Below are 23,147 nucleotides of genomic sequence, written 5' to 3' on the forward strand. Positions count from 1 at the left end.
ATGAGTTCTGAAATCCGCCTTGCCTTTGCGCACCCGTCCGAACGCTCGGAAGCGACAGCGTCCCGGGGTCCTCTGGACCGTATTTCACTGCGCGATCACATCGTCGAAGTGGAAATCGGCGCATTTCAGGCCGAGCGGGGAACAACGCAGCGCATCTGTTTCAACATCGTGGTCGAAGTGCGCCCGATCAGCGATCCGATTGATGATGATGTCGACCGGATTCTGTCCTACGACCGCGTCACAGAAGCCATTGCATTTGAACTGGCTGCTGAGCGGTTGAACCTTCTGGAAACTTTGGCGGACCGGATCGCCGAGCGTATCTTGCTTGAACCTCAGGCTGTAAGGGCTTTTGTCAGAATAGAAAAGCTGGACCGGGGTCCAGGTGCTTTGGGCGTCGAGATCGTTCGCGGCAAGGACACGGTCCATCATGACCTGATTGAAGAAGAGCGGCCGCATCCACGTCTGGTTTATTTGTCGAACGAGGCGATGCAGTCGAAAAATCTGACCGGTTGGATCGATCAGCTTGAAAGCCGTCAGCGCCCTCTGATCCTGTGTGTCGGGGCATCGGACCTGACTGTTCCGAAAACCGGTCATGCAATGACACAACGTCGGATCGACCTGCTGGCCATTGAACAAAATGCATGGGTATTGGCGGCGCGCGATCACCGGTGCGTGGTGGTTTCAACGCGGACAGAGCTGGATTGGGCCATGAAGAACGGCCAGATTTGTGTCTGGGCGCCGTCCAAGATCGTTCTGGATGCGGTGGATGGCCCGTCAGCGGCGCCGTCCGATTCGGTTGCGTTGGCAGCGTGGTTCGCGGCAACATTCGAAGCCAGCGAGATGTTGGTCATAGGCGGCGATCTTCCAGAGGCTCCCAAAACTCCCCTGCGGGCGGTGCCGGTGGATCAGGCCAAACTGTGACCGCGTATTTTCGTCCTCTTGTACAGCACGGACTGACGCGCCCGACCCATGCGGTGTCGTTGGCTGGGCAGGATTTGTGGTTCACCCATGCGGAAAAACTGACACGCGACGGCGACCCGGTTCTGGTCGCCGTGAACGACATCCCGGAAGAAGTGATCAGCCGCCTGACCCGCAAAAGGGCGGCAGTTGCAGGTCTGGACATGACGGTCCCGCAGATCATGGGCATTTTGAACGCAACGCCCGACAGCTTCTCGGACGGAGGTCTGCACAATTCGGTCGAAGCCGCTGTGACCGCAGCTAAATCCATGGTCACGCATGGCGCCAGCATTCTGGACATTGGTGGGGAATCCACCCGTCCGGGCGCCGAATATGTTCCGGAAGCTGAAGAGATCGAGCGGACGCGCCCGCTGATTTCCGCGATCTGCGCGGAAACGGATGCTTTGGTTTCAATCGATACACGCAAGGCCAGCGTCGCCGAAGCCGCCTGGGCAGCCGGGGCAGGGCTGATCAACGACGTGTCAGGGTTTACCTTTGATCCGGATCTGGCCCCGTTTTGTGCCCGGGTCGCTGCCCCGGTCTGCCTCATGCACATGCAGGGTGATCCCGCGACGATGCAGGATGACCCGCAATATGATGACGTCCTGCTGGATGTATACGATTTCCTCAATGGACAGATCGAACATCTTGAGGGCCTTGGCCTGAACCGGGACCAGATCATTGCCGATCCGGGCATTGGGTTCGGCAAAACCGAGGCTCATAACTTGACCCTGTTGCGGAACCTCAGCCTGTTTCACGGGTTGGGTTGCCCGATCCTGTTGGGCGTGTCGCGCAAGGGATTCATCGGTCAGATCGGCAAAGAACCGCGCAAGGATGCGCGTGCGCCAGGATCAATTGCTGTTGCGTTGGCCGGATTGTCGCAAGGTGTGCAGATCATTCGGGTCCATGATGTGGCCGAGACGGCTCAGGCCTTGCGCTTGTGGACTGCCGTCCGGTAATCCGGTCCCAAAGCTGGTATTTTGGAGAAAACGCCGATGCGCAAATTGTTCGGAACCGACGGGGTGCGGGGCACTGCCAACACGCATCCGATGACGGCGGAAATGGCTTTGCGCATTGGTGCGGCAGTCGGGCGATACTTCCGGCGCGACGCCTCCGGCGTGCACCGCGTGGTCATCGGCAAGGATACGCGCCTTTCGGGCTATATGCTGGAAAACGCGCTGACGGCAGGTTTGACTTCGACCGGTATGAACGTGTTGCTGCTGGGCCCGGTGCCAACACCGGCGGTGGGTCTGATGACCCGGTCGATGCGCGCTGATCTGGGCGTGATGATTTCTGCCAGCCACAACCCGGCTGAAGACAACGGGATCAAGTTTTTTGGCCCCGACGGCTTCAAACTGTCAGATCAGGCCGAAATGGATATCGAAGACCTGATTGAACAAGGCGTCCACCCCGCCAAAGCTCAGAATATTGGAAGGGCGCGTCGCGTGGATGATGCGCGGTTCCGCTATGGCGAGCGTGTGAAATCCTCGTTGCCACGTGAATTGCGGCTCGATGGTCTGAAAGTTGTGATCGACTGCGCCAATGGCGCTGCGCACCGCACCGCCCCGGAGGTTCTGTGGGAGTTGGGTGCCGAGGTCATTCCGATTGGCATCGCGCCCAACGGCAAGAACATCAACCTTAACTGCGGGTCGACCAAACCGCAAATGGCGGCGGAAACCGTAGTGGCCCACGGTGCCGATGTAGGGATTTGCCTGGACGGTGATGCAGACCGGGTCGTGATTGTCGATGAACAGGGGCAAGTTGCCGATGGTGATCAGTTGATGGCGCTGCTCGCCAGCAGCTGGGCCCGTGCTGATCGGCTGACCGGCGGGGCGTTGGTGGCAACGGTCATGTCCAACCTCGGGCTCGAGCGGCACCTGGCTGCGCGGGGGCTGCGACTTGAACGCACAGCGGTAGGTGACCGCTATGTTGTAGAACGCATGCGCGAAGGCGGGTTCAATCTGGGCGGCGAGCAGTCGGGTCATATCGTGATGACGGACTACGCAACCACCGGGGACGGGCTGATGGCAGGGCTGCATTTCCTGGCGGAAATGGTTCGGGCTGACCGCAGCGCCTCCGAGATCTCGCAGCAGTTTGAGAAAGTTCCGCAATTGCTGAAAAACGTCCGTTACGAAGTTGGCCAGCATCCCCTGGAAGCTCAGAACGTCAAGACGGCGATAGCCGATGCCGAAGCGCGATTGAACGGGCAGGGGCGTTTGTTGATTCGCATGTCCGGGACTGAGCCGCTGATCCGTGTCATGGCCGAATGCGAAGATGATACCCTGTTGAATCAAGTCGTTGACCGCATCGTCTCCGAGGTCGAGGCGGCGGCTGGCTAGCGTCTGAAAAGCAGTTTCTGAAGGCTGAACCATTGGCTGATGGCCAGCCCCGTCAGGATCATTGCCAGCGCCAGATAGAACCGGAAAGGCAGCGCTTCGGACAGGATCCAAGCGCCAAACACCATTGACCAGATTGGAACCTGATAGTTCACCAGGGTAAGGAAAACGGATCCGGCGCTGCGAATGATGGAAACCCGCAGGAGCGTTGCAAAGGCAGTGGGGAACAGGCCCAGCACGATGATGGCAAGACCGGGCCGGGTGCCTTCCCAACGGGGAATACCTTCGTAAACCAACATGATCGGCAGCAACAGCACAGCACCGACCACAAGCGTCAAGGCGGCCAGGACAACCGGATCAACGGGCGGGCAGCGGCGGGTGAAGATCGAGGCCAGGGCGTAGGACAATGCTGCACCGACGCAGGCCAGTTGAGCCATGGGTTCAGCCCCCGACCCCAATTGTGCAAGACCTGGCCCGATCAGTATCAGCGCACCGGTGAACCCAAGGGTTACGCCGAACAGTCTGCGCGCATTCATCGGTTCATCGGAAAAGAAATGGGCAAGCGGCAAAACCATTAACGGGATTGCGGCCATGGAAAGCCCGGCAAAGGCTGACGGAACAAATTGCTGTCCCCAGCTTAGCAGGACAAAGGGCAGGGCTGTCGACAGGATGCCGATGATTATGATCGACCACCAGAGTGCCGGGTTTCCAGTGGGAATTTTTCGGCCCGTCGCCGCCATCATCAACAGCAAAGTCAGTGCACCCAGTGTCGTTCGGGCGGTTGCCACGGTGATCGGGCCGTAACCTTTCAGGGCCATGGCAACGACCATGAAAGTGCCGCCCCAGATCAGGCCAAGCGTTACAACACCGCTCCAGTCGCGTGAATTGGGGCTCTCTACCATGGCTTCCCCTTATCTTGCGCATCCGGGGATGTCACGCCGCCATATTTGACAATCAGTAAGTTCTTACTTACGGTAAGTGATGGCTAACCAATATGTATTCTCTGCTTTAAGTGATCCCACCCGGCGACAATTGTTCGAAGCGATTGCAATCAAGCCGCAGGCAGTTGGGGAATTGGCTGAAAACATGCCTGTCAGTCGTCCTGCCGTGTCCCAGCATCTTCGGGTTCTAACCGATGCGGGCCTCGTGGTGTGCCGTGCCGAAGGGACCCGGCGGATATATGCTGCCCGCCCCGAGGGGCTTGCCGAGTTGCGGGATTGGCTGGACCGGTATTGGTCCGAAGTGCTGGAAGGTTATGCGGCCGAATTTAATGAGAAGGGACAGAACCATGACTGATCCCATCGTCAAAACGGTGATTGTAAATGCGACGCGTGAACGGGCATTTGATGTATTTGTGAACCGGATTGGAAAATGGTGGCCGCTGCATGGCCATGCCGTGTCCGCCGCATACCGTAGACCGGCACTTTCTGTCTCGATCGAGCCGTTTGTAGGCGGCGCGATTTACGAAACCATGTTTGACGGCACACGTTCGGACTGGGGAGAGGTTCTGTCGTTTGCGCCCGGGCAAAAGGTGGCGTTTACCTGGCATCCCGGAACAGACGAAAAGCTTTCCACCCTGGTGACAGTCGAATTTGAAGACCACGGGCCGGGGCAAACAAAGGTAGTCCTTACCCATTCCGGCTGGCAGGTCTGGGCAACCGAAGCACCGGACAAACGCGGCAGTTACGACGGCGGCTGGGATTACGTTCTGGGCGAGTGCTATCGAAATGCGGTTGCAAACTGAAAAGGGCGGCCACCGGGGCCGCCCTTGTGCTGACAAAAGTCAGGCTCAGTTCTTTTCCTGATCGACCAGTTTGCCGGCCGAGATCCAGGGCATCATGTCACGCAGTTTCTTACCGACCTGCTCGATCTGATGTTCATCGTTGTGACGGCGGGCCGCTTTGATGGTCGGTTGGCCAACAGCGTTTTCCAGCATGAAGTCACGCACGAACTTACCGGTCTGGATGTCCGACAGGGTCTCTTTCATCGCCTTCTTGGTCTGCTCATAGGGCAGGATCCGCGGGCCGGTGACATATTGGCCATACTCGGCGGTGTTCGAGATCGAGTAATCCATGTTCGCGATGCCGCCTTCATAGATCAGGTCAACGATCAGCTTGGTTTCGTGCAGACACTCGAAATAGGCCATTTCCGGTGCATAACCTGCCTCGACCAGCGTCTCGAAGCCGCAGCGGATCAGTTCGACGATGCCGCCGCACAGAACGGCCTGCTCGCCGAACAGGTCGGTTTCGCACTCTTCGCGGAAGTTGGTCTCGATGATGCCCGAGCGGCCGCCACCGATGGCCGAGCAATAGGACAGACCGATTTCCAGCGCCTTGCCGGTGGCGTCGTTGTTCACGGCGACCAGACAGGGCACGCCGCCGCCTTTGACATATTCGCCCCGCACGGTGTGTCCGGGGCCCTTGGGGGCCATCATGATGACGTCAACGCCTTCTTTCGGCTCGATCAGGCCAAAGTGGACGTTCAGGCCATGGGCAAAGGCAATGGCCGCGCCGGGCTTAATGTTGTCATGCACATATTTCTTGTAGGTTTCGGCCTGCAGCTCGTCGGGCATGGTGAACATGATGACGTCGCACCATGCGGCGGCTTCGGCAATGCCCATCACCTGCAGACCTTCGGCTTCGGCTTTCTTGGCCGAGGGCGAGCCTTCGCGCAGGGCGATGACCAGGTTCTTGGCACCCGAGTCGCGCAGGTTCAGCGCGTGTGCGTGTCCCTGGCTGCCATAGCCCAGGATGGCCACTTTCTTGTCTTTGATCAGGTTGATGTCGCAATCGCGATCGTAATAGACACGCATTTTGCCGGTCCTTTCAGTTTCGATTGCGGTGGTTCTATCTGTCCGTCGGCGCAATGGCGATAGCATTGGGGTTGAGTATTTGTAAAAAGATGAAGAATAATTCGCAAAATATCTATCTTGTGAAAAAATCATGCTTGACGATACTGACCGTCGCATCCTGCGTCATTTCCAGGCCGATCCGAGCCTGACCACAGCCGAACTCGCCGAGCGGTGCAGGATCAGTGCAGGGGTGTGCTGGCGGCGGATTGAAAAGATGCAGGCGGCAGGGATCATTCAGGGGCAGGAGGCCGTGATCGACTGGGTCGCGCTTGGGTATGCGGTTGAGGTTTCGCTGAGGATCACGCTTGACAAGACCCAGCCACGTGCCTTTGACGAGTTCACCGCAGCCGCACGCAAAGTGGCCGAAGTGATCGAGATTCAGACCTTCCTCGGGCGGGTCGACGTGCGCCTTTCCGTTTTGGCGCGGGATATGTCCCACTACCAGCAGGTGTATCGTGACCGCATTCTGACGTTGCCGCACATCGCTGACATCGAAGCGCTGATGCATATTGCCCGGGTGAAACGGGACGAGGTGCTGCCGGTATGACGGAACTGGACGAAACCGACCGCAAGATCTTACGTGCGTTGGCGCAGGATGCGGCGCAAAGCGCGGGCGCGTTGGGGCGACGGTTTGGCCTTTCGCAACCGGCAACCTGGCGGCGTATCCGCAGGCTTGAGGAGGAAGGTATCATCAAGGGGCGCCGGTTACGGTTGAACGCCGAGGCCTTGGGGTTTGGGGTGACGGTGTTTCTGGGTGTGAAACTGGCGCGCAAAGGGCAGGTCAGCCTTGAGGATTTCGAACGTGCCGTAAGCGCCATTCCCGAGGTTCAGACGGTCGAGCATGTGCTGGGTCTTTATGACTACCGACTTCGGGTCGTCGCGCGGGATCTGTCGGACTTTGAACGCGTCCTGCGGCGGCGCATCATGACATTGCCTGGGGCCGGTGACGTCGAGGCCAATGTGCTGCTGAGTGAAGAGCGTCTTCCGGGCCCGATCGGATAAGTCAGTATTTTGAGCGGATGCAGAAACCCGGGTGATGCGTCATGCGGGCAAACGCCATCGGCTCTCCGTCTTTCCAGGTCGTGCGCTCAAGCTGAATCATTGAGGTGCCGGTCGTGGTCCCCATGAATTCGGCCAGTCGCCCGTCAGCGGAAACGGCACAGAACGCGATTTCGGCTTCGGTAAAGGGTGCGGTCTTCAGCAACCATTCATGCGGCCCGTTTTGGTTCAGATCGGCGTGTTCGACATCCGGAACGGCCTCGATATTGATCCAGCGTTCTTCTAGCTGAAAGGGGCGGTTGTCCGCGTAGTGCATGCAGATGATATGAAGGACGCGCGCGTCCGGTGAAACGCTCAGTTGCGATGCCAGCCAGCCAGGGCTGGGTACGACGTTTCGTTCGACCAAAGCGTAGCGATAGGTGGCATTCTGGTTTTCCACTGTCTGGCGCGCGAGCGAGATTTCCAGCTTGGCATGTTTGCTGGGTTCTTTTTTGACCCGTGTCCCGCTTTTCCGCTTTCTTTCGACATAGCCTTGTTCGGCCAGTTCCCGAAGGGCCCGGTTTACGGTCGCGCGGGCGCAATTGAACTCTTCGGCCAGCTGTGTCTCGGTCGGCAGCAAAGATCCCTGCGGCCAAATACGGGCTTCGATCCTTCTTTTGACTTCGTCGCGAACTACCTGAAAACTTATCCGTTTTTGCCCTGTCACCTGCGAAATTACCTTTCTTGTACAAAGTGTATGTATCTGGTCAGAAACACGTCAAAGTGTAAAGTAGGGGTGACCCTAATTGGCGTCATTTGTGCCTTGATCGGGCCGTGTGAGATGCAAAAAACAATCTGAAGAGAAAGGTTCCGTTGCGTCAACATGTGACGTGCGTAAGGTGCTTTACGAAATTCGCCAAAACGTTCAGAACTTCAGGAACCTCTCAGGAAAGGAAAAATCATGCCCGCTTTGCTGGACAGTGTTGACCCAAACGGTCTCGAAGAATTCTCGGTGGTTTTTACGGACCGGTCCCTAAATCACATGTCGGCATCCTTTCAGCAGGTGATGCGCGATATCTCGGATATGTTGAAACAGGTCTATAACGCTGACGGAATTGCGGTGATCCCCGGGGGCGGAACCTATGCTATGGAGGCCGTTGCCCGCCAGTTTGCACAGAACGCCAATGTTCTGGTGGTTCGCAATGGTTGGTTTTCGTACCGCTGGAGCCAGATCATCGAAACAGGTGGATTGACGGCCTCGGCCACTGTGATGAAAGCGCGCCAGACCGGAAATACCAGCCCGTCGCCCTTTGCACCGGCCCCGATTGACGAGGTCGTGACGACCGTTCGTGAACAACGTCCGGATGTCGTGTTCGCACCGCATGTGGAAACCGCTGCAGGTGTGATTCTGCCTGACGACTATGTGGCGGCCATGGCTGCAGCCGCGCACGAAGTCGGCGCGCTGATGGTATTGGACTGCATCGCTTCGGGGTGCGCCTGGATCGACATGAAGGCAACCGGTGTTGATGTTCTGATTTCCGCGCCACAGAAGGGATGGAGCGCGTCGCCCTGCGCCGGTTTGGTCATGTTGTCCGAACAGGCCGAAGCGCGTCTTGAGCAAACGACGTCGGACAGTTTTGCTATCGATCTGAAAAAGTGGCGCCAGATCATGCAGGCTTACGAAAATGGCGGTCACGCCTATCACGCCACGATGCCAACGGATGCGCTTCGTGCGTTTCGTGAAACAATGATTGAAACCCGTGATTATGGTTTCGAAAAGCTGCGTGATGCGCAATGGGCGCTGGGGAATGGTGTGCGGGTGATTCTGAAGGACAAGGGAATTGTCTCGGTGGCCGCCGACGGATTTGGCGCGCCCGGTGTTGTCGTCAGTTATACATCGGATCCCGATGTTCAGAACGGCAAGAAATTCGCAGCGCTGGGTATGCAGATCGCGGCGGGCGTGCCGCTGCAATGCGACGAACCTGAAGGGTTCAGCACGTTCCGCCTTGGTCTGTTTGGGCTGGACAAGCTGTATGACGTGGACGGCACCATCCAACGTCTGAAACGGGTTCTGGATCAGGTGATTTGAGCCGGCAATCGGGCCTCAGCGCATGCCGAGGCCCATCTGCATAAGCGTTTTGCGCACCGGCGCCAGTGAATAAAGAGCATTCAGGCTCATGGCGCGGGCGTCACGCAATGGACGCGCTTCGATCATTGAGGCGCGGTTTAACAGGTCGATGCCTTTGACACGCAATTCGATCTCGGTGTGGCGTGCTTTGTGGTAGGCCGCCAGCATCTGGGAATCACCCAGCCCGTCCGGTCGCGCCTGCGCCAGATCCAGCAGGCACCGCAGATCCCCCAGCGACATGTTCAGACCTTGGGCCCCGATCGGCGGAACCACATGTGCGGCCTCGGCCATCAGGGCGAGTCTTTCACCGGACAGATGCTCGGCCGCTTGACTGATGATCGGCCAGATCGTGCGGCGCGACGCTAACTTGAGCGGTCCGAACAGTTCGCAGGATCGACGGGTCATGGCTGCCTCGAAATCCGGGGCGTCGAGGTTCATGAGCTCGACCGCACGAGGACCACGTTCCATCCAGACAATCGCAGAGGACGGCTGACCCTGCCAGTCGGGCAACGGAACCAGAGTGAATGGCCCGCCGGAGCGGTGGATTTCGGTTGATACGTTTTCGTGCGGGATTGGGTGCGTGACCGCAAAAGCCAGCGCTTTCTGACCATAGCGTGTTGTCCGGACGCCGATACCAGCAGCTTCGCGCATGGGTGAATTGCGCCCGTCTGCTGCGATCACAAGACGGCAGCGAACCCGGGCGCCGTCACTAAGCCCGACGCGGGCTTCGGCGGTGCGGGTAAACAGACTGGTGGTGCCGGTTCCGGGCCTGAAATCCACATTGGGCAACTCGGCCAGCCGCGCCACCATTTCCCGGCGCAGCAGCCAGTTGGGAAGGTTCCAGCCGAAAGGCTGGTCGGAAATGTCCGAGGCATCAAAGTTGCGCACGACACGCGGTTCAGGCACGTCGCCGCCGGCATCCACGATGCGCATGACCTGCAAAGGGGCGGCGTGCGCATCCAGACGTTGCCACAGCCCGCATTGTTCCAGCAAAACCCGGGCGGGTTGCAGAAACGCCGTTGTTCGAAGGTCTGACCCTTCAACGTCGCGCTCGGTCACGGGCGGGGCAGGGTCGACGCAGATTACGTCAAATCCGGCTGCCCCAAAGGCAGCGGCGGCGGTCAGACCGGCGATACCGCCACCTGATATCAGGATGTCACAACTGTCAGTCATCGCGAAATTCTCCGTTGTCCGCAGACCCTAGTGGTGTTGCGGCCCGGGCGCCAAGTGACATCCTGTCCCGATTCCTAACCCCGCGAAATCAGCAGCAGGATCAGGAACATCACCGGCACCATCGCAAGTGCGGGCAGGTAAAGGCCGGGAAGACCGAACAGAAGGATGGAACATCCCCACATGCTGACGATGGCGGCGGCGGTATAGCCCAGATCCTCGGGCGCGCCGTCTTTCACATCGCGGGCCATCCATCCAAACAAGGGAATGGCAAACAACAAGCGCTGCCAGATAGGCAGGCGCGGGTTCATTTCGATCGCGCTCATTGGAGGTCTCCGTTCTGTTCGTCGCTAAGGCGGATATAGGAACGATGATGCAGGTGCAGAATGAGCAGATCGTCGCAGGTTGCCCTGTCAGACCAGGCGTCCGAGAAACTGAGTCAGATCGTCTGTATGGTGGTGGATATGCTCCGCAGTGTGCGGTTCAGGTGCCACATGGACCGTGCGCATTCCCATCTCGTGCGGGGCTGCCAGATTGCGCGGGTCGTCCTCGAACATCGCGGCCTGTTCGGCGCGAATGCCGTCCCGCGCGAAAATCGCCTCGAAAGCGGCTTTTTCCGGTTTTGGCCGGTATCCGGCGTGTTCGACACCATAGACCGCATCAAACAACCCGCTCAGACCGCGTGCCGCCAAAACGCGTTCCGCATAGGGCGCGCTGCCATTGGTATAGACGATGCGGCGACCGGGAAGTGAGCGGATATGGGCGGCCAGTTCCGCGTCCGGATCCATATGGCTCATGTCCACCTGATGGACCGCATGCAGATATGGATCAGGGTCAAGGTCGTGCTCGGCCATCAACCCGGCCAGCGTAGTGCCATACCGGCGCCAGTATTCTGATCGCAAACGATCCGCCTCGGCCTGGTCCACACCCAGAGTGCGCACGACATAATCCGTCATCAGCACCTCGATCTGATCGAACAGGCGCATATGGGGCGGATACAGCGTATTGTCGAGATCGAACACCCACTGGGTGACATGAGCAAATGCAGGTTTGACCATGTTTATGGTTTAGGGTCCGGTGCTGCGGATTTCAATGCTTCACTTGATTGGAAGGCCAAGTGGCGGATAGACATGACCGAACGAGGAGACGAAAGACAAAATGAGCCAGACCCGCCAACCCAACAAAGATGCCTACAGCCTGATTCTCGAAGCCATTGATGTTGGCGTGTACAAGCCCGGCGATCGGCTTGTCGAAAGCGAACTGGCGGAACGTTTTGGCGTGTCGCGCACCCCGATTCGCGAAGCGTTGCAGCGACTGGAAACACAATCCCTGCTGGAAAGGGACGGGCGATCACTTATCGTGGCATCGTTGGATCACAACCAGATGGCTGAATTGTACGTCGTGCGCCGCGAACTCGAGGCGTTGGCAGCCCGTCTAGCCGCCAAACACGCAACGGAAGAGGAAATCAAAGTTCTTCAGGACATGGTTCTGGCAGATGACGAACTGGTCGATGATCCGACGGCCCTGTCGCGTGCCAACCGGCGGTTTCACGAACAGATTCATTTGGCGTCGCACAACCGATATCTGGTTCAGCAACTGGATCTGGTGCATCGCACGATGGCCCTGATGGCCACGACATCGCTTGCCGTGCAGGGCCGGGGTGAAATCGCCCAGAATGAACACAAGGGAATTGTCGAAGCGATCGCGGCACGTGATGAAGATGCTGCAAGTCAGGCGTTGCGGGAACACATCTCGATCGCGTTCATGACCCGCCTTAAACAGGATGCGGTCCGGCGCGAGTCCTGAGCTCAGGAGGGCAGCTGTTCCTCGGCCGCCTGTCCGTGTTGGGTCTTGTCCCAAAAAAATGGGTTCCAGATCAGTTCCCATAGCGCTTTGTAGGCCGCCAGAACGCCCAACGGGTAATACAGGATCATCGTCGGCACCCAAGGCAGCAGGAAACGTCTTTCCCGTGCTGCGACGGCGACAAGTCCGACCACGACGTTGGTCAGTTCAGCTGCAAGAAACAGGCTGAAAAGTACAGTGACACTTTCTTGCGTCAGCCCCTGCGGAAGCGGTACGGATATGCCCATCGCCATCAGCCAGAACACCCAAAGGACATGGGCAAGAAGGAATTGCCCCAAAGTCCCCAGAAAAAACGCCTGAACGCCCAAAAAGCGAAGCAATCCCAGATCCCGCAACAAACCAACCGGTGTACGCATGTGGACCAGATAGGTCACCATGAAACCCTTGAGCCAGCGCGAGCGTTGTTTGACCCAGGGCCAGGTCCGAAAGTTCGCCTCTTCAAAGGTTGTTGTGTCCACCATCTCGGTCCGATACCCGGCGCGGTACAACCGGACACCCAGATCGGCGTCTTCGGTGACATTGTGCGCGTCCCAGGCGCCCAACTCCTCCAGTTTGTCCCGGCGAAAAAAGAAGGTTGTGCCGCCCAGCGGGACCACAAGGCCCAATCGGGCAATACCGGGCAGGATTACCCTGAACCAGCTATTGTATTCGATTGTAAAGCACCGTGATCTCCAACTGGTGCGCGGGTTGTAGTAATCCAGCACGCCCTGCAGACATACGACATCGGGCGGCGCATGTTGAAAATGATCCACCACGCGTTCGATCTGATCCGGTTGCGGCGCATCCTCGGCATCCCAAACCCCGATCAAATCGCCGCGGCAGAAATCTAGGGCGTAGTTCATCGCACGGGGTTTGGTGGTCAAGCCGTTCAGTTTCGGGACTTCCACTGTGCGCATCCAACTGGGCAGATCAACGTGTGACAGTGTTTCGCGGGTAACGGCGTCGTCTTCTTCGAGCACCAGAATAACGTCCAACAGTGCCTTGGGGTATGTCAGCCGCCGCAGTCGTTGGATCAGCGCGTCGGCAATCTCGGTTTCCTTGTATAACGGCACCATGATCGACACATAGGGCTGGCGTGTGCGTGAGATGACGCGACTTTCCCTTCCCGCCTTTGGAGGCATCTTTGGCAACAAGAAGGCCAGCAACCCGGACAATCTCAGGACCCAGAACAGGAACAACGTGCCGACGGCCGCGAACACCAGAACGGACCAACCGATCGTTGGGATTGCGATCATTGTCGCCAACAGGGCGATTGCGCTTGCGACTGGTCCGGTGCGTGCCCGGGGTGTCCAGGTGCGGCAACTGTGCAGCGGGTCCACACGGGTTTCGGCCGCCCGGGCCAGATCTCGGGAGAATAGTCGGGATATCGCCGTGCCGATCTGATCTGGTGCCGCCAGAACGGGAATCAATGTATATCGGCTTGCCTCAAATTCTGCTGCAATGGCATCGAAATTGTCTGGCCGGGCGGTGGCAACCAGAAGGATCGGACCCAGTCTGACCCACGGTATGACATGGTTCTCAAGCCAGAAGGACGCAGGTTTCAGATCGACCAGATCAGGGGATGGCGGCGTTTCTTCCAGATCCGCGATTTGCAGGCCTGTTTGTTTGGACAAGGCCAGCAAGACATCCTGACGGCTGACGCAGCCCTCGCTCACCAAAATCTCGCCCAAGGGGGCCTGCTGCTGTGATTGGAGCAACAATGCGTGATCCAGCTGCGCGCGGGTGATCAGGTCGCGTTCCATCAAATAGAGGCCGAGAGGTTTGCGCTGCCCCAGTGCCGGTACCGGTTCTGCCGGGGCAAGTTGCTGTAAGTTCAGTTCGACCATTAATAAACCCTGACGCGATTACGCACGTCAGGGTTGCTTCAACATAGTTAATGGCGGGTTAATCCGGCAAAGGCAGACGGTTAAGCCTTTTCTTTTCGCGCGGCCATTGCATCCGCAAAGCGTTCGAACAGGTAGAAACTGTCCTGCGGCCCCGGCGATGCTTCGGGGTGATGCTGCACTGAATAGACCGGGCGGTCCGTCATGCGAATACCGCAGTTCGAGCCGTCAAACAGCGACCGATGGGTTTCAATGACGCCATCGGGCAGGGATTGAGCGTCAACGGCGAAACCGTGGTTCATCGAGGTGATTTCGACCTTGCCGGTTTCCATGTCCTTGACCGGGTGGTTTGCGCCATGATGACCGTGGTTCATCTTGACGGTTTGGCCGCCAAGCGCCAGCGCCAGCATCTGATGGCCCAGACAAATGCCAAAGATGGGCAGGTCCGTGGTCTCAAGTACCTCTTTGATCATGGGAACAGCGTATTCGCCGGTGGCGGCGGGATCGCCCGGACCGTTTGACAAGAAGACGCCATCCGGATCGTGTGCAAGAACCTCGGCAGCGGTTGCCGTCGCGGGCAGAACGGTCACGTCACATCCGGCCGAAGCCAGGCACCGCAGGATGTTGCGTTTGGCGCCATAGTCCAGCGCCACGACTTTGTGCACGGGGGCTGTCTGGCGTGAGTAACCGTCGGGCCAGGCCCAACGCATTTCGTCCCAGCGATAGCTTTGTGCGCAGGTCACGTCCTTGGCCAGGTCCATGCCCTCCAGACCGGCAAATCCACGGGCTGCGGCGACCAGAGCCTCAATATCGAAATTACCGTCCGGATCGTGGGCCAGCGCCACATGAGGCGCACCTTGCTGCCGAATGGCACGGGTCAGTCGCCGGGTGTCAATGCCGCCAATCGCAATTCGCCCGCGTTGGGCCAGCCAGGTTTTAAGTTCGTCTGCGGCACGCCAGTTCGAAGGCTCGGTCGGGTCCCATTTGACCACCATTCCTGCCGCAACCGGATCGCCGGCCTCGGCATCCTCGGAGTTCACACCGACATTCCCAATATGAGGGAATGTGAAGGTCACGATCTGTCCCGCGTATGAGGGGTCGGTCATGATTTCCTGATAACCGGTCATGGCGGTGTTAAAACACAGCTCGGCTTCGGTCTGGCCGGTGGCGCCAAAGCCTGTGCCGTAGAACAGTGTTCCGTCGGCCAATGCCAGACATGCGGTGGGCTTGGACGGGGCGTTCTGGGCCATGGCGCGACTCTCCTGCAGGGTAAATCGGCGCATTCCTAAGGGGGTTGGGCCGCTGGGTCAAGTCTGTTCAATTTTCGGGCAATCATTTAATATCAATGACTTAGATATATTCGACCCCGGTTGTGTCGCGCTTTTTGTTTCGATATGGTCGGGGTTCCTTCATCTTGGGGATGGATTGAGCAGATGGATATGCGATCAAGGGTGAATGCAGCCCTGAAGCAAGCAATGAAAGACAAGGAGGCCGAGCGTCTATCGACGCTGCGGCTGATCAACGCGGCGATCAAGGACCGCGACATCGCAACACGGGGATCGGACAACGAAGAAGCAAAAGGTTGCGGTGATGCCGAGGTACTTGAAATCCTTGGCAAAATGACCAAGCAGCGCAAGGAAAGCGCACGCGCCTATGAAGAGGGCGGGCGCTTGGATCTGGCAGAACGCGAGCTGCGCGAAGTTGATGTGATCGAGGAATTTCTGCCAAAGCAGCTGGATGATGACGAGGTGAACCAGGCCATTCTGACCGCAATCACCGCGACAGGCGCCGGTTCGATCCGTGATATGGGCAAGGTGATGGGCGAACTCAAAACCCGCTATACCGGCCAGATGGATTTCGGCAAGGTCGGACCGATGGTCAAGGATCAGCTTTGCGCGGCCAGCAACAGCTGACCTGTCACTTCGACGTTTACTGCGCCAATTGCTGCGCGACAGGTTCGCGCAGTTTTTGTATCAGCTCGTCATAAAGCGCGATGCGCTCTTCCTCGGACAGAAATGAGCCGATTTCCACCTGGCGGCCGTCGCCGGTCAGGGTGACGTAATGTGGAACAGGCCCGCCGCGTTGGTGCATTTCAGGCCGGGCCCAATATCGGTTGCACTTCCATTCCTGACGACCGGTTCGGGGGTGGTGGTGCACCAGACGGGCCTGGCTGCCGCTCAGCGTCAGAACCTCAAAGACGCTGCGGGCGCGGTAGTTTGTCTGAATGGCCAGCCACAGGCCCAGAACGCTGAGTAGCATGAAAGGAAGCAGCCCCCACAGCAGCACCGACCCCAGCACCGCCAGCATCGGGATAAGCCCGAAGGCAAACACCAACAGGATGACCCGCATTGCCCAGCGGGGCGGCAGCGAATTATGCGGCCAAAGGCGCAATTCCTGCTCTGTGTCTGATGTCTGAGTCCATTGATAGGGCATGGTGAAAAAATAGCGCATCGACACCCGGAGTCGATGGCCAAAAGATCAGATCACGTGGCCGACACGCGCCCACGATAATGCATCATCCAGCCGGTCATCGCCCCAGAACACCTCACCGCGCACGACGAGGCTCGGGGCGCCAAAAACGCCTAGCTGGGTGGCGTTCTTGGTCTCGGATTCCAGCGCCTCCGAGATTTCCGGGCTGCGCGCGCGGGACAGTGCAAGGCGCGGATCCTGCTGACATCTGAACAGGGCCTCAGACAGGGCAGTTTCGCTGCCTGCTTCGACGCCATCTTCAAACCAGATGCGATAGAGGTTCTGGGTAAAGTCCTTGCCCCAGCCTTCGCGCATGCCCAGAAGGGCGACCTGATTGGCAAGGGCAAGATCGGAAATCGGGTAAGGGGCAGGCAGCTTGGCATGAAGCCGGTACTTTGCCGCGCGCCGTCCGATATCCCGCCACATGTAGGCTGATTTTGTGGGTTTTCCGGCAAATGGAATGTTTTGTTGTTCGGACATGATGGTTCGCACGTTGAACGGTTTCCAATGCACCGTCGCATCATGTTCTGCACACCATTCATCCAGACGCATCACCGTCAGAAAACTGTAAGTGCTACCTATTGAGAACCAGAAATCAATTTCGGGCATTGCGTACCTCCGGATTGCCGGATGACCAACCGCAAACAGAATAGCCGATTTTTGGCCTTCTGGCGATATTCCCCAAATGTCGGAAGCTTTCAAAAGAAAAGCCCCGCCGGAACGGGCGGGGCTTTGCAGTGATGTTTTCAGGGATTAGTGGGCGTGGCCCTTGTCCCAGTCTTCCTGCTTGGGCAGCTGCTCGAACGTGTGCTCGGGCGGCGGCGTCGGCAGGGTCCATTCCAGCGTATCCGCGTATTCGTTCCACGGGTTCGGACGTGTCTCTTTCGCGCCACGCAGCAGGGCGTAGATGACAATGCCGAAGAACAGCAGGAACGAGGCGAACGAGATGAACGCGCCGATCGACGATACGAAGTTCCACTGGGCAAATGCCTCGGGGTAGTCGATGTAGCGGCGCGGCATACCCTGACGGCCCAGGAAGTGCTGCGGGAAGAAGGTCAGGTTGGCGCCAATGAAGAACATCCAGAAGTGAACCTTGCCCCAGAATTCCGAGTACTGACGGCCCGTCATCTTGCTGAAGTAGAAGTAGACACCGGCAAAGATCGCGAACACGGCACCCAGCGACATCACATAGTGGAAGTGCGCCACAACGTAGTAGGTGTCGTGATAGGCACGGTCCACACCCGCCTGTGACAGTACAACGCCGGTCACACCGCCGACGGTGAACAGGAACAGAAAGCCGAAGGCGAACAGCATCGGTGTCTTGAACTCGATGGAACCGCCCCACATCGTCGCAATCCACGAGAAGACCTTAACGCCTGTCGGAACCGCGATGACCATCGTGGCAAGCATGAAGTAGGCCTGCTGACGCAGCGACATGCCAACGGTGTACATGTGGTGCGCCCAAACGACGAAACCCAGAACACCAATCGCGATGATCGCCCAAACCATCGGCAGGTAGCCGAAGATCGGTTTGCGCGAGAAGGTCGCGATGACATGACTGATGATGCCAAAACCAGGCAGGATCACGATGTACACTTCCGGGTGTCCAAAGAACCACAGGATGTGCTGATACAGGATCGGGTCACCGCCACCGGCCGGATCAAAGAAGGTGAAGCCAAAGTTGCGGTCCATCAACAACATGGTGATCGCGCCTGCCAGAACCGGCAGCGACAGCAGAATCAGCCATGCAGTGACGAATATCGACCAGCTGAACAGCGGCACCTTGAACAGGGTCATGCCCGGGGCGCGCATGTTCAGGAAGGTGGTGATCATGTTGATCGCGCCGAGGATCGAGGAGGCGCCCGATACGTGCACGGCGAATATCGCAAGGTCCATGGACATGCCGCCCTCGGTCGTCGACAGCGGCGGATACAGAACCCAGCCCACGCCCGAACCGGCCTGATCGTTGCCGCCCGGAGCCAGAAGCGAAGCCACACCGAGCGAGGTACCCGCGACGTACAGCCAGAAGGACAGGTTGTTCATCCGCGGGAAGGCCATGTCCGGTGCACCGATCTGCAACGGCATGAAATAGTTGCCAAATCCGCCAAACAGGGCGGGGATGACCACGAAGAACATCATCAGAACACCGTGATAGGTGATCATCACGTTCCATAGGTGTCCGTTGGGTGTGCACGGGTCGGCCATGAAGCCTTCCAGGCACATATACTGAACACCGGGGTGCATCAGTTCAAGCCGCATGTAGACGGTCATCAGAACCGAGATCAGACCGGCCAGAGCCGAAACGATCAGGTAGAGAATCCCGATGTCCTTGTGGTTGGTCGACATGAACCAGCGGGTAAAGAAACCGCGATTGTCTTCATGCTCGTGACCATGAATGGCTGCGTCTGCCATTTAGGTGCCTCCTGTTACAACACTACCGCGCAGTCGGACCTCTCCAACGCGCGGGATTCCTGCTGGTTTTAGATTGCGAGGGGACGACCTTCAATGGTCGAGTTTGATCTGGATCAAGATTAATTGTCGCGGGCAGGAGGCTTCCACGACATTTTTGACCCGGTGGTGCCTGCTATCTGGCTATTGCAGTACGGTTTTCAAGAGGTCGGCCGGTTCCCGTTTCCGTGCTTGACCCCCGGCGGGTTGGGTCGCAGAACGGGTAGCAGCACCAAATCGGGAGAAATGCCATGACGGGCTACGACAATGACAACATCTTCGCCAAGATCCTGCGTGGTGAAATCCCAGCGACCCGTGTTTACGAAGACGATGACACGCTTGCCTTCATGGATATTATGCCACGCTCGGACGGTCATCTTCTGGTCATACCCAAAACACCGTGCCGAAACGTTCTGGATGCCTCACCCAAGCAACTGGCTGCTGCAATGGCGACCGTGCAGAAAATGGCGAGGGCGGTAAAGGCGGCCTTTGACGCGGACGGCGTCACCATTCAGCAGTTCAACGAAGCCGCAGGCGGACAGGAGGTTTTCCACCTGCATTTCCATGTCCTGCCTCGGCACGAGGGCGTTTCGATGCGCCCGCCGGGAAATATGGGTGATTTCGACCTCATCGCCCAACATGCCGAGAAAATTCGCGCATCTCTGACCTGACTCTAATGCGCCCCATCGCAGGTGTCATGATCCCCGAATGCATGCAGAACGGCACAGACATGATCATGATGCCCGTCACATGCTTTGGTGATGCGGGCCAGTTCTTTTTCCAGCCGGGCCAGACGTGCGATCCGGTCGCGGATGTCAGCCAGTTGACGCTCGGCGATGTCATGCGCGCGGTTCAGGTCATCCCCTTGCGCGCCTTCCAGGGTCAGTAGAGCTTCGACTTCGGCAAGGGGCAGCCCAAGATCGCGCGTGTGGCGGATGAACTGCAAGCGCCGCAGCGCAGCCGCATCATACCGCCGCTGGTTCCCGGCTGTGCGCGCAGGTTTGGGCAACAGCCCTTTTTCTTCGTAAAATCGGATGGTGGGAACCTTGACCCCGGTATGGCGGGACAAATCACCGATTGAGTACATTTTATTGGCCTGCCACTTGAACCTCTAGTTACTAGAGGAATTACATTGCTTTAAGAACCGAAACAACAGGCGCTCTTTACATGGCACATCAGCACTCGCACTCTGGTCACAGCCACCATCATCACATCGACCCAAAGGCCGGAGATGCCCGTGTCGCCTGGGCAATCGCCGTCAATTTGTTCCTTACACTGGCGCAGATTGTCGGCGGCATTCTGTCCGGCTCGCTCGCGCTGATCGCCGATGCGCTGCACAACCTGTCGGATGCCGCAGCGCTGGTCATCGCCTTTTTCGCCCGCAAGATCGCACGCCGACCCGCCGACCCGCGCATGAGTTTCGGGTATGGCCGGGCCGAGGTCGTGGCAGCGCTGATCAACTACACAACGTTGATCGTGCTGTCCGTCTACCTGATGTATGAAGGTGTCACGCGGTTCATCCTGCCGGAACCGGTCAATGGCTGGATTGTCGTCTGGATTGCCGGGATTGCTTTGGTCGTCGACCTCATCACTGCGGCACTGACCTACTCAATGGCCAAGGAGAGTATGAATATCCGGGCAGCCTTCCTGCACAACGTGGCGGATGCGCTGGGGTCTGTTGCCGTGATTATCGCCGGAACAGCCGTCATTGTGTTTGATTGGACATGGGTCGATCCCGCAGTCACGATCATGATCTCGGTCTACATCCTTTGGCATGTCAAAGGTGAGATCGGTGAAACGATCCGGGTTCTCATGCTGGGGGCGCCCCCCGATCTGGAGCCGGAACAGGTTGCCACGGCCATCGAAGAGGCCGAAGGCGTAACCGCCGTACACCACGTGCATATCTGGAGCATGCAGGAGTGCGAACCGGCGCTGACCGCACATGTGATTGTAGACGAGGCGTCCTGGTCCGACGCCGGGGCCGTCAGATCAAGGATCAGGCAGAGCCTGAAAGACCGATTTGGGATTACGCACGCAACGCTGGAGTTGGAGCGAACTGACCAATGCTGTCCCGCATCTTCCCGCTTTGGACATCAGTGAAACATGCGTTTAATGAGAATTGCCGTTCCGATTTGGGGTCGGAACGGCAGACTCGTAACCAAACACATATTCGGATTCTCCGGGCAAGCCCGTGATCACCGGTTAACATACCACTCACTTTAGAACGGTGAACTCATACTACTCGTTAACGTCTTCTTTGTATCGGCCAGAATTAAACTTTGCATAAATATCACCGGAAATGTGGGTAATAATAGTTAATGAACCCACTGACCGGGAAACAGATGCCAGAGGAGTCGGTGATTGTCACTGCATGTTGGGCAATAGGCGCCTTGCCACCGGCCGATCGGTCAGGAATCACCCGCAGAAAAAGCGTCGTCAAAGGTTCTCTGGAGGGCAGAATCCACATCCGCCAGTGTCACCGGCAGCCCCAGATCGACAAGGGATGTCACCCCATATTCGGTGATGCCGCACGGTACGATGCCCGAAAAATGATCAAGATCAGGTTCGACATTGATCGAAATTCCATGAAAACTGACCCATTTCCGCAGGCGTAGCCCAATGGCCGCAATTTTGTCTTCGGCAGGCTGGCCCGTAACGGTAAGCGGCTTGTCATCCCGCCGCACCCAGACGCCGACACGACCGTCGCGGATCTCTCCGCGGACGTTGAATTCGGCCAGTGCTGAAATCACCCAGTTTTCCAACTGTTTCACAAACCTGCGCACATCCCGGCCACGCTTGTTGAGATCCAGCATGACATAGGCCACACGCTGGCCTGGTCCGTGATAGGTGTATTCGCCGCCGCGTTTGCTTTGGTAAACAGGAAACCGTTCCGGATCGGTCAGATCCTCAATACGCGCGGATGTCCCCGCCGTGTAAAGCGGGGGATGTTCCAGCAACCAGATACACTCCTGCGCGTCGCCCGAGGCGATCGCGGCCACGCGCGCCTCCATGAAGGCCACGGCGTCTTCGTATTCGGTCAGCCCTTCGGTGATCTTCCATTCCATACCGGCCTCTTATCCTGCACTGGGGTCAGGGAAAAGGGGTCAGGCGGCTTCGGACAGGCATCGCTGCAATACCTGAGCATACGTGTCCTGACCCTGAGCGCCGGTCAGCATGTACTTGCCCCCAAACACCATAGCCGGAACACCTGAAATACCCCGGCTTGTCCAGAATTGCTGCTTTTCTCGCACGGCAGCCGCGTGGGTGCCGCCAGCCAGTGCGTCCCGTGCCGCGTCAGGGGGCAAACCTGCCTCTCGGACGACCTGCATCAATACATCAATGTCCGAGACATCCTGCTGTTGCGTGAAATAGGCATCAAACAGAGCCAGTTTCAGCGGATGCTGACGCCCCTCATGTTCTGCCCAATCCAGCAATTGGTGTGCGGCAAAGGTATTCACGATCCGGCTGTCATCGTTGAAGTTGAAGGTAAACCCAAGCTCAGCCCCTAGCGCTGTCAGCCGTTCGCGTACCTGCTGGCTTTGTTCACGTGTCGAGCCGTATTTTTCGACAATATGCTCTCTCAGGTTCTGACCTTCCGGCGGCATGGCGGGGTTCAGCTCAAACGGATGCCACCGAAGACGGGCAAGCACACCTGTTTGTTGCAAAGCAAGATCAAGCTGACGAAATCCCACAATACACCATGGGCATACCACATCCGAAATGATGTCGATCTGAACAACGGGACGGGGATCGGATGTTGTCATCGAGAGCTCCTGCGCGGGAATCCTGTAGTCGGTTTGGTTGATTAGATAAGCAGAGGGCAGGGGATTTCAAACAGGTGTCTTTTGCCTCTTCACAACGTCTTCATCAGCGTCTATACGCCCCCTACCAAGTCACTGGCAGTGCGGTCGTGGCGGAATTGGTAGACGCGCAGCGTTGAGGTCGCTGTGGGGTAACACCCGTGGAAGTTCGAGTCTTCTCGACCGCACCAATAAATCAAAGAAAAATGTATAATTATAGTGTCTTAGGTGCTCCTCAAGTTTCTCAGACCACCCTTTAGACCACCTTCTTTTGGTTGCTTGAAGTTAATCGTTGGTAACCACTATGGGCGATTGTCTTTGATG

Annotated in this window: 26 protein-coding genes and 1 tRNA gene; 13 read left to right on the forward strand and 14 right to left on the reverse strand. The window is 57.9% G+C overall.

The genetic code is table 11. The features are described from left to right. The 3 genes from ACR0J8_RS17145 to glmM are packed head-to-tail and all read left to right on the forward strand — an operon-like array spanning position 1 to position 3,296. Positions 1–921, forward strand: a complete 921-nt coding sequence (locus tag ACR0J8_RS17145; protein ID WP_480891302.1) for a dihydroneopterin aldolase — start codon at positions 1–3, stop codon at positions 919–921. After that, positions 918–1,916 (forward strand): dihydropteroate synthase, encoded by a 999-nt coding sequence (folP, locus tag ACR0J8_RS17150; protein ID WP_480891305.1) that lies wholly within the window; start codon positions 918–920, stop codon positions 1,914–1,916. Before ACR0J8_RS17145 ends, folP begins: the two co-directional genes overlap by 4 nt. 36 nt (positions 1,917–1,952) lie before the next feature. Next, positions 1,953–3,296 (forward strand): phosphoglucosamine mutase, encoded by a 1,344-nt coding sequence (gene glmM, locus ACR0J8_RS17155; RefSeq protein ID WP_480526440.1) that lies wholly within the window; start codon positions 1,953–1,955, stop codon positions 3,294–3,296. Here glmM and ACR0J8_RS17160 read toward each other — a convergent pair. After that, positions 3,293–4,195, reverse strand: coding sequence for a DMT family transporter (locus ACR0J8_RS17160; RefSeq protein WP_480891309.1), 903 nt, complete (start codon positions 4,193–4,195; stop codon positions 3,293–3,295). The two genes, glmM and ACR0J8_RS17160, sit on opposite strands and share 4 nt — an antisense overlap. 79 nt (positions 4,196–4,274) lie before the next feature. On the opposite strand from ACR0J8_RS17160, the gene ACR0J8_RS17165 reads away from it, so the two are divergent. Then, positions 4,275–4,589, forward strand: coding sequence for a metalloregulator ArsR/SmtB family transcription factor (locus ACR0J8_RS17165; RefSeq protein WP_170806132.1), 315 nt, complete (start codon positions 4,275–4,277; stop codon positions 4,587–4,589). Further along, positions 4,582–5,037 carry an SRPBCC family protein gene (locus ACR0J8_RS17170; protein ID WP_480891312.1) on the forward strand — a complete coding sequence of 152 codons (456 nt, stop codon included), beginning with the start codon at positions 4,582–4,584 and terminating at the stop codon, positions 5,035–5,037. Before ACR0J8_RS17165 ends, ACR0J8_RS17170 begins: the two co-directional genes overlap by 8 nt. 45 nt (positions 5,038–5,082) lie before the next feature. Here the strand turns inward: ACR0J8_RS17170 and ilvC are convergent, their stop codons facing one another. Beyond that, positions 5,083–6,105, reverse strand: coding sequence for a ketol-acid reductoisomerase (gene ilvC, locus ACR0J8_RS17175; protein ID WP_170616439.1), 1,023 nt, complete (start codon positions 6,103–6,105; stop codon positions 5,083–5,085). Positions 6,106–6,235: 130 nt separating this feature from the next. Between ilvC and ACR0J8_RS17180 the strand changes: the two genes are divergently transcribed. Together ACR0J8_RS17180 and ACR0J8_RS17185 are read left to right on the forward strand one after the other, a co-directional pair. After that, positions 6,236–6,691, forward strand: coding sequence for an Lrp/AsnC family transcriptional regulator (locus ACR0J8_RS17180; protein WP_170616437.1), 456 nt, complete (start codon positions 6,236–6,238; stop codon positions 6,689–6,691). Further along, the gene (locus ACR0J8_RS17185) at positions 6,688–7,146 is read left to right on the forward strand and encodes an Lrp/AsnC family transcriptional regulator (RefSeq protein ID WP_170616435.1); all 459 of its coding nucleotides are present in this window, start codon (positions 6,688–6,690) and stop codon (positions 7,144–7,146) included. The genes ACR0J8_RS17180 and ACR0J8_RS17185 overlap by 4 nt, the downstream gene beginning before the upstream one ends. Before the next feature lies 1 nt (position 7,147). On the opposite strand, the gene ACR0J8_RS17190 is transcribed toward ACR0J8_RS17185, so the two are convergent. After that, a complete protein-coding gene (locus tag ACR0J8_RS17190; protein ID WP_170806135.1) occupies positions 7,148–7,849 on the reverse strand; it encodes a GntR family transcriptional regulator in 702 nt (233 codons plus the stop codon). A 234-nt stretch (positions 7,850–8,083) separates the two neighbouring features. Between ACR0J8_RS17190 and ACR0J8_RS17195 the strand changes: the two genes are divergently transcribed. After that, the gene (locus tag ACR0J8_RS17195; RefSeq protein WP_480891317.1) at positions 8,084–9,211 is read left to right on the forward strand and encodes an aminotransferase class V-fold PLP-dependent enzyme; all 1,128 of its coding nucleotides are present in this window, start codon (positions 8,084–8,086) and stop codon (positions 9,209–9,211) included. Positions 9,212–9,226: 15 nt separating this feature from the next. Here the strand turns inward: ACR0J8_RS17195 and ACR0J8_RS17200 are convergent, their stop codons facing one another. From ACR0J8_RS17200 to ACR0J8_RS17210, 3 genes are all read right to left on the reverse strand, one after another. Further along, entirely contained in the window at positions 9,227–10,423 is a 1,197-nt protein-coding gene (locus ACR0J8_RS17200) for a UbiH/UbiF family hydroxylase (protein WP_480526448.1), read from the reverse strand. 74 nt (positions 10,424–10,497) lie between these two features. Beyond that, entirely contained in the window at positions 10,498–10,746 is a 249-nt protein-coding gene (locus ACR0J8_RS17205) for a hypothetical protein (RefSeq protein ID WP_480891319.1), read from the reverse strand. Between the two features lie 87 nt (positions 10,747–10,833). Next, positions 10,834–11,478, reverse strand: coding sequence for a pyrimidine 5'-nucleotidase (locus ACR0J8_RS17210; RefSeq protein ID WP_170616425.1), 645 nt, complete (start codon positions 11,476–11,478; stop codon positions 10,834–10,836). Between the two features lie 100 nt (positions 11,479–11,578). On the opposite strand from ACR0J8_RS17210, the gene ACR0J8_RS17215 reads away from it, so the two are divergent. Then, entirely contained in the window at positions 11,579–12,226 is a 648-nt protein-coding gene (locus ACR0J8_RS17215; protein WP_170616423.1) for a GntR family transcriptional regulator, read from the forward strand. Positions 12,227–12,228: 2 nt separating this feature from the next. Here the strand turns inward: ACR0J8_RS17215 and ACR0J8_RS17220 are convergent, their stop codons facing one another. Together ACR0J8_RS17220 and carA are read right to left on the reverse strand one after the other, a co-directional pair. Continuing rightward, the gene (locus tag ACR0J8_RS17220; RefSeq protein ID WP_480891322.1) at positions 12,229–14,109 is read right to left on the reverse strand and encodes a glycosyltransferase; all 1,881 of its coding nucleotides are present in this window, start codon (positions 14,107–14,109) and stop codon (positions 12,229–12,231) included. Positions 14,110–14,189: 80 nt separating this feature from the next. Then, complete coding sequence (gene carA / locus ACR0J8_RS17225) at positions 14,190–15,356, reverse strand: glutamine-hydrolyzing carbamoyl-phosphate synthase small subunit (RefSeq protein ID WP_480526454.1); 1,167 nt, start codon at positions 15,354–15,356, stop codon at positions 14,190–14,192. 183 nt (positions 15,357–15,539) lie between these two features. Between carA and ACR0J8_RS17230 the strand changes: the two genes are divergently transcribed. Next, positions 15,540–16,019: a GatB/YqeY domain-containing protein gene (locus ACR0J8_RS17230; protein WP_170616417.1), complete on the forward strand. Its 480-nt coding sequence runs from the start codon at positions 15,540–15,542 to the stop codon at positions 16,017–16,019. Between the two features lie 16 nt (positions 16,020–16,035). Here ACR0J8_RS17230 and ACR0J8_RS17235 read toward each other — a convergent pair whose 3' ends face one another. From ACR0J8_RS17235 to ctaD, 3 genes are all read right to left on the reverse strand, one after another. Beyond that, positions 16,036–16,539, reverse strand: coding sequence for a DUF2244 domain-containing protein (locus ACR0J8_RS17235; protein WP_480526472.1), 504 nt, complete (start codon positions 16,537–16,539; stop codon positions 16,036–16,038). Between the two features lie 45 nt (positions 16,540–16,584). Then, the gene (locus tag ACR0J8_RS17240) at positions 16,585–17,184 is read right to left on the reverse strand and encodes a 2-hydroxychromene-2-carboxylate isomerase (protein WP_170676584.1); all 600 of its coding nucleotides are present in this window, start codon (positions 17,182–17,184) and stop codon (positions 16,585–16,587) included. A 144-nt stretch (positions 17,185–17,328) separates the two neighbouring features. Continuing rightward, on the reverse strand, positions 17,329–18,987 hold the full coding sequence (gene ctaD / locus ACR0J8_RS17245; RefSeq protein WP_170806142.1) for a cytochrome c oxidase subunit I: 1,659 nt from the start codon (positions 18,985–18,987) through the stop codon (positions 17,329–17,331). Positions 18,988–19,274: 287 nt separating this feature from the next. Between ctaD and ACR0J8_RS17250 the strand changes: the two genes are divergently transcribed. Then, a complete protein-coding gene (locus ACR0J8_RS17250) occupies positions 19,275–19,694 on the forward strand; it encodes an HIT family protein (protein WP_480526458.1) in 420 nt (139 codons plus the stop codon). A gap of 2 nt (positions 19,695–19,696) precedes the next feature. On the opposite strand, the gene ACR0J8_RS17255 is transcribed toward ACR0J8_RS17250, so the two are convergent. Then, complete coding sequence (locus tag ACR0J8_RS17255) at positions 19,697–20,110, reverse strand: MerR family transcriptional regulator (RefSeq protein WP_170616409.1); 414 nt, start codon at positions 20,108–20,110, stop codon at positions 19,697–19,699. A gap of 80 nt (positions 20,111–20,190) precedes the next feature. On the opposite strand from ACR0J8_RS17255, the gene ACR0J8_RS17260 reads away from it, so the two are divergent. Then, the gene (locus ACR0J8_RS17260) at positions 20,191–21,123 is read left to right on the forward strand and encodes a cation diffusion facilitator family transporter (protein WP_480891328.1); all 933 of its coding nucleotides are present in this window, start codon (positions 20,191–20,193) and stop codon (positions 21,121–21,123) included. A 308-nt stretch (positions 21,124–21,431) separates the two neighbouring features. Here the strand turns inward: ACR0J8_RS17260 and lipB are convergent, their stop codons facing one another. Together lipB and ACR0J8_RS17270 are read right to left on the reverse strand one after the other, a co-directional pair. Continuing rightward, positions 21,432–22,088 (reverse strand): lipoyl(octanoyl) transferase LipB, encoded by a 657-nt coding sequence (gene lipB / locus ACR0J8_RS17265; RefSeq protein WP_480526462.1) that lies wholly within the window; start codon positions 22,086–22,088, stop codon positions 21,432–21,434. 39 nt (positions 22,089–22,127) lie between these two features. Continuing rightward, on the reverse strand, positions 22,128–22,787 hold the full coding sequence (locus ACR0J8_RS17270) for a DsbA family oxidoreductase (protein ID WP_480526464.1): 660 nt from the start codon (positions 22,785–22,787) through the stop codon (positions 22,128–22,130). 140 nt (positions 22,788–22,927) lie between these two features. On the opposite strand from ACR0J8_RS17270, the gene ACR0J8_RS17275 reads away from it, so the two are divergent. Next, positions 22,928–23,014, forward strand: a tRNA-Leu gene (locus ACR0J8_RS17275). Positions 23,015–23,147 lie beyond the last annotated feature (133 nt).

Source organism: Ruegeria sp. N11 (assembly GCF_056531525.1).

Bases quoted from the DNA above. Each gene is read 5' to 3' on its own strand.
- ACR0J8_RS17160 (WP_480891309.1), bottom strand. From the start codon at position 4,195: ATGGTAGAGAGCCCCAATTCACGCGACTGGAGCGGTGTTGTAACGCTT.
- ctaD (WP_170806142.1), bottom strand. From the start codon at position 18,987: ATGGCAGACGCAGCCATTCATGGTCACGAGCATGAAGACAATCGCGGT.
- ACR0J8_RS17205 (WP_480891319.1), bottom strand. From the start codon at position 10,746: ATGAGCGCGATCGAAATGAACCCGCGCCTGCCTATCTGGCAGCGCTTG.
- ACR0J8_RS17230 (WP_170616417.1), top strand. From the start codon at position 15,540: ATGGATATGCGATCAAGGGTGAATGCAGCCCTGAAGCAAGCAATGAAA.
- ACR0J8_RS17240 (WP_170676584.1), bottom strand. From the start codon at position 17,184: ATGCCCGAAATTGATTTCTGGTTCTCAATAGGTAGCACTTACAGTTTT.
- ilvC (WP_170616439.1), bottom strand. From the start codon at position 6,105: ATGCGTGTCTATTACGATCGCGATTGCGACATCAACCTGATCAAAGAC.
- ACR0J8_RS17145 (WP_480891302.1), top strand. From the start codon at position 1: ATGAGTTCTGAAATCCGCCTTGCCTTTGCGCACCCGTCCGAACGCTCG.
- ACR0J8_RS17220 (WP_480891322.1), bottom strand. From the start codon at position 14,109: ATGGTCGAACTGAACTTACAGCAACTTGCCCCGGCAGAACCGGTACCG.
- ACR0J8_RS17195 (WP_480891317.1), top strand. From the start codon at position 8,084: ATGCCCGCTTTGCTGGACAGTGTTGACCCAAACGGTCTCGAAGAATTC.
- ACR0J8_RS17215 (WP_170616423.1), top strand. From the start codon at position 11,579: ATGAGCCAGACCCGCCAACCCAACAAAGATGCCTACAGCCTGATTCTC.
- ACR0J8_RS17250 (WP_480526458.1), top strand. From the start codon at position 19,275: ATGACGGGCTACGACAATGACAACATCTTCGCCAAGATCCTGCGTGGT.
- ACR0J8_RS17165 (WP_170806132.1), top strand. From the start codon at position 4,275: ATGGCTAACCAATATGTATTCTCTGCTTTAAGTGATCCCACCCGGCGA.
- glmM (WP_480526440.1), top strand. From the start codon at position 1,953: ATGCGCAAATTGTTCGGAACCGACGGGGTGCGGGGCACTGCCAACACG.
- ACR0J8_RS17235 (WP_480526472.1), bottom strand. From the start codon at position 16,539: ATGCCCTATCAATGGACTCAGACATCAGACACAGAGCAGGAATTGCGC.
- ACR0J8_RS17180 (WP_170616437.1), top strand. From the start codon at position 6,236: ATGCTTGACGATACTGACCGTCGCATCCTGCGTCATTTCCAGGCCGAT.
- ACR0J8_RS17260 (WP_480891328.1), top strand. From the start codon at position 20,191: ATGGCACATCAGCACTCGCACTCTGGTCACAGCCACCATCATCACATC.
- ACR0J8_RS17210 (WP_170616425.1), bottom strand. From the start codon at position 11,478: ATGGTCAAACCTGCATTTGCTCATGTCACCCAGTGGGTGTTCGATCTC.
- ACR0J8_RS17170 (WP_480891312.1), top strand. From the start codon at position 4,582: ATGACTGATCCCATCGTCAAAACGGTGATTGTAAATGCGACGCGTGAA.
- ACR0J8_RS17270 (WP_480526464.1), bottom strand. From the start codon at position 22,787: ATGACAACATCCGATCCCCGTCCCGTTGTTCAGATCGACATCATTTCG.
- ACR0J8_RS17185 (WP_170616435.1), top strand. From the start codon at position 6,688: ATGACGGAACTGGACGAAACCGACCGCAAGATCTTACGTGCGTTGGCG.
- carA (WP_480526454.1), bottom strand. From the start codon at position 15,356: ATGGCCCAGAACGCCCCGTCCAAGCCCACCGCATGTCTGGCATTGGCC.
- ACR0J8_RS17255 (WP_170616409.1), bottom strand. From the start codon at position 20,110: ATGTACTCAATCGGTGATTTGTCCCGCCATACCGGGGTCAAGGTTCCC.
- ACR0J8_RS17200 (WP_480526448.1), bottom strand. From the start codon at position 10,423: ATGACTGACAGTTGTGACATCCTGATATCAGGTGGCGGTATCGCCGGT.
- lipB (WP_480526462.1), bottom strand. From the start codon at position 22,088: ATGGAATGGAAGATCACCGAAGGGCTGACCGAATACGAAGACGCCGTG.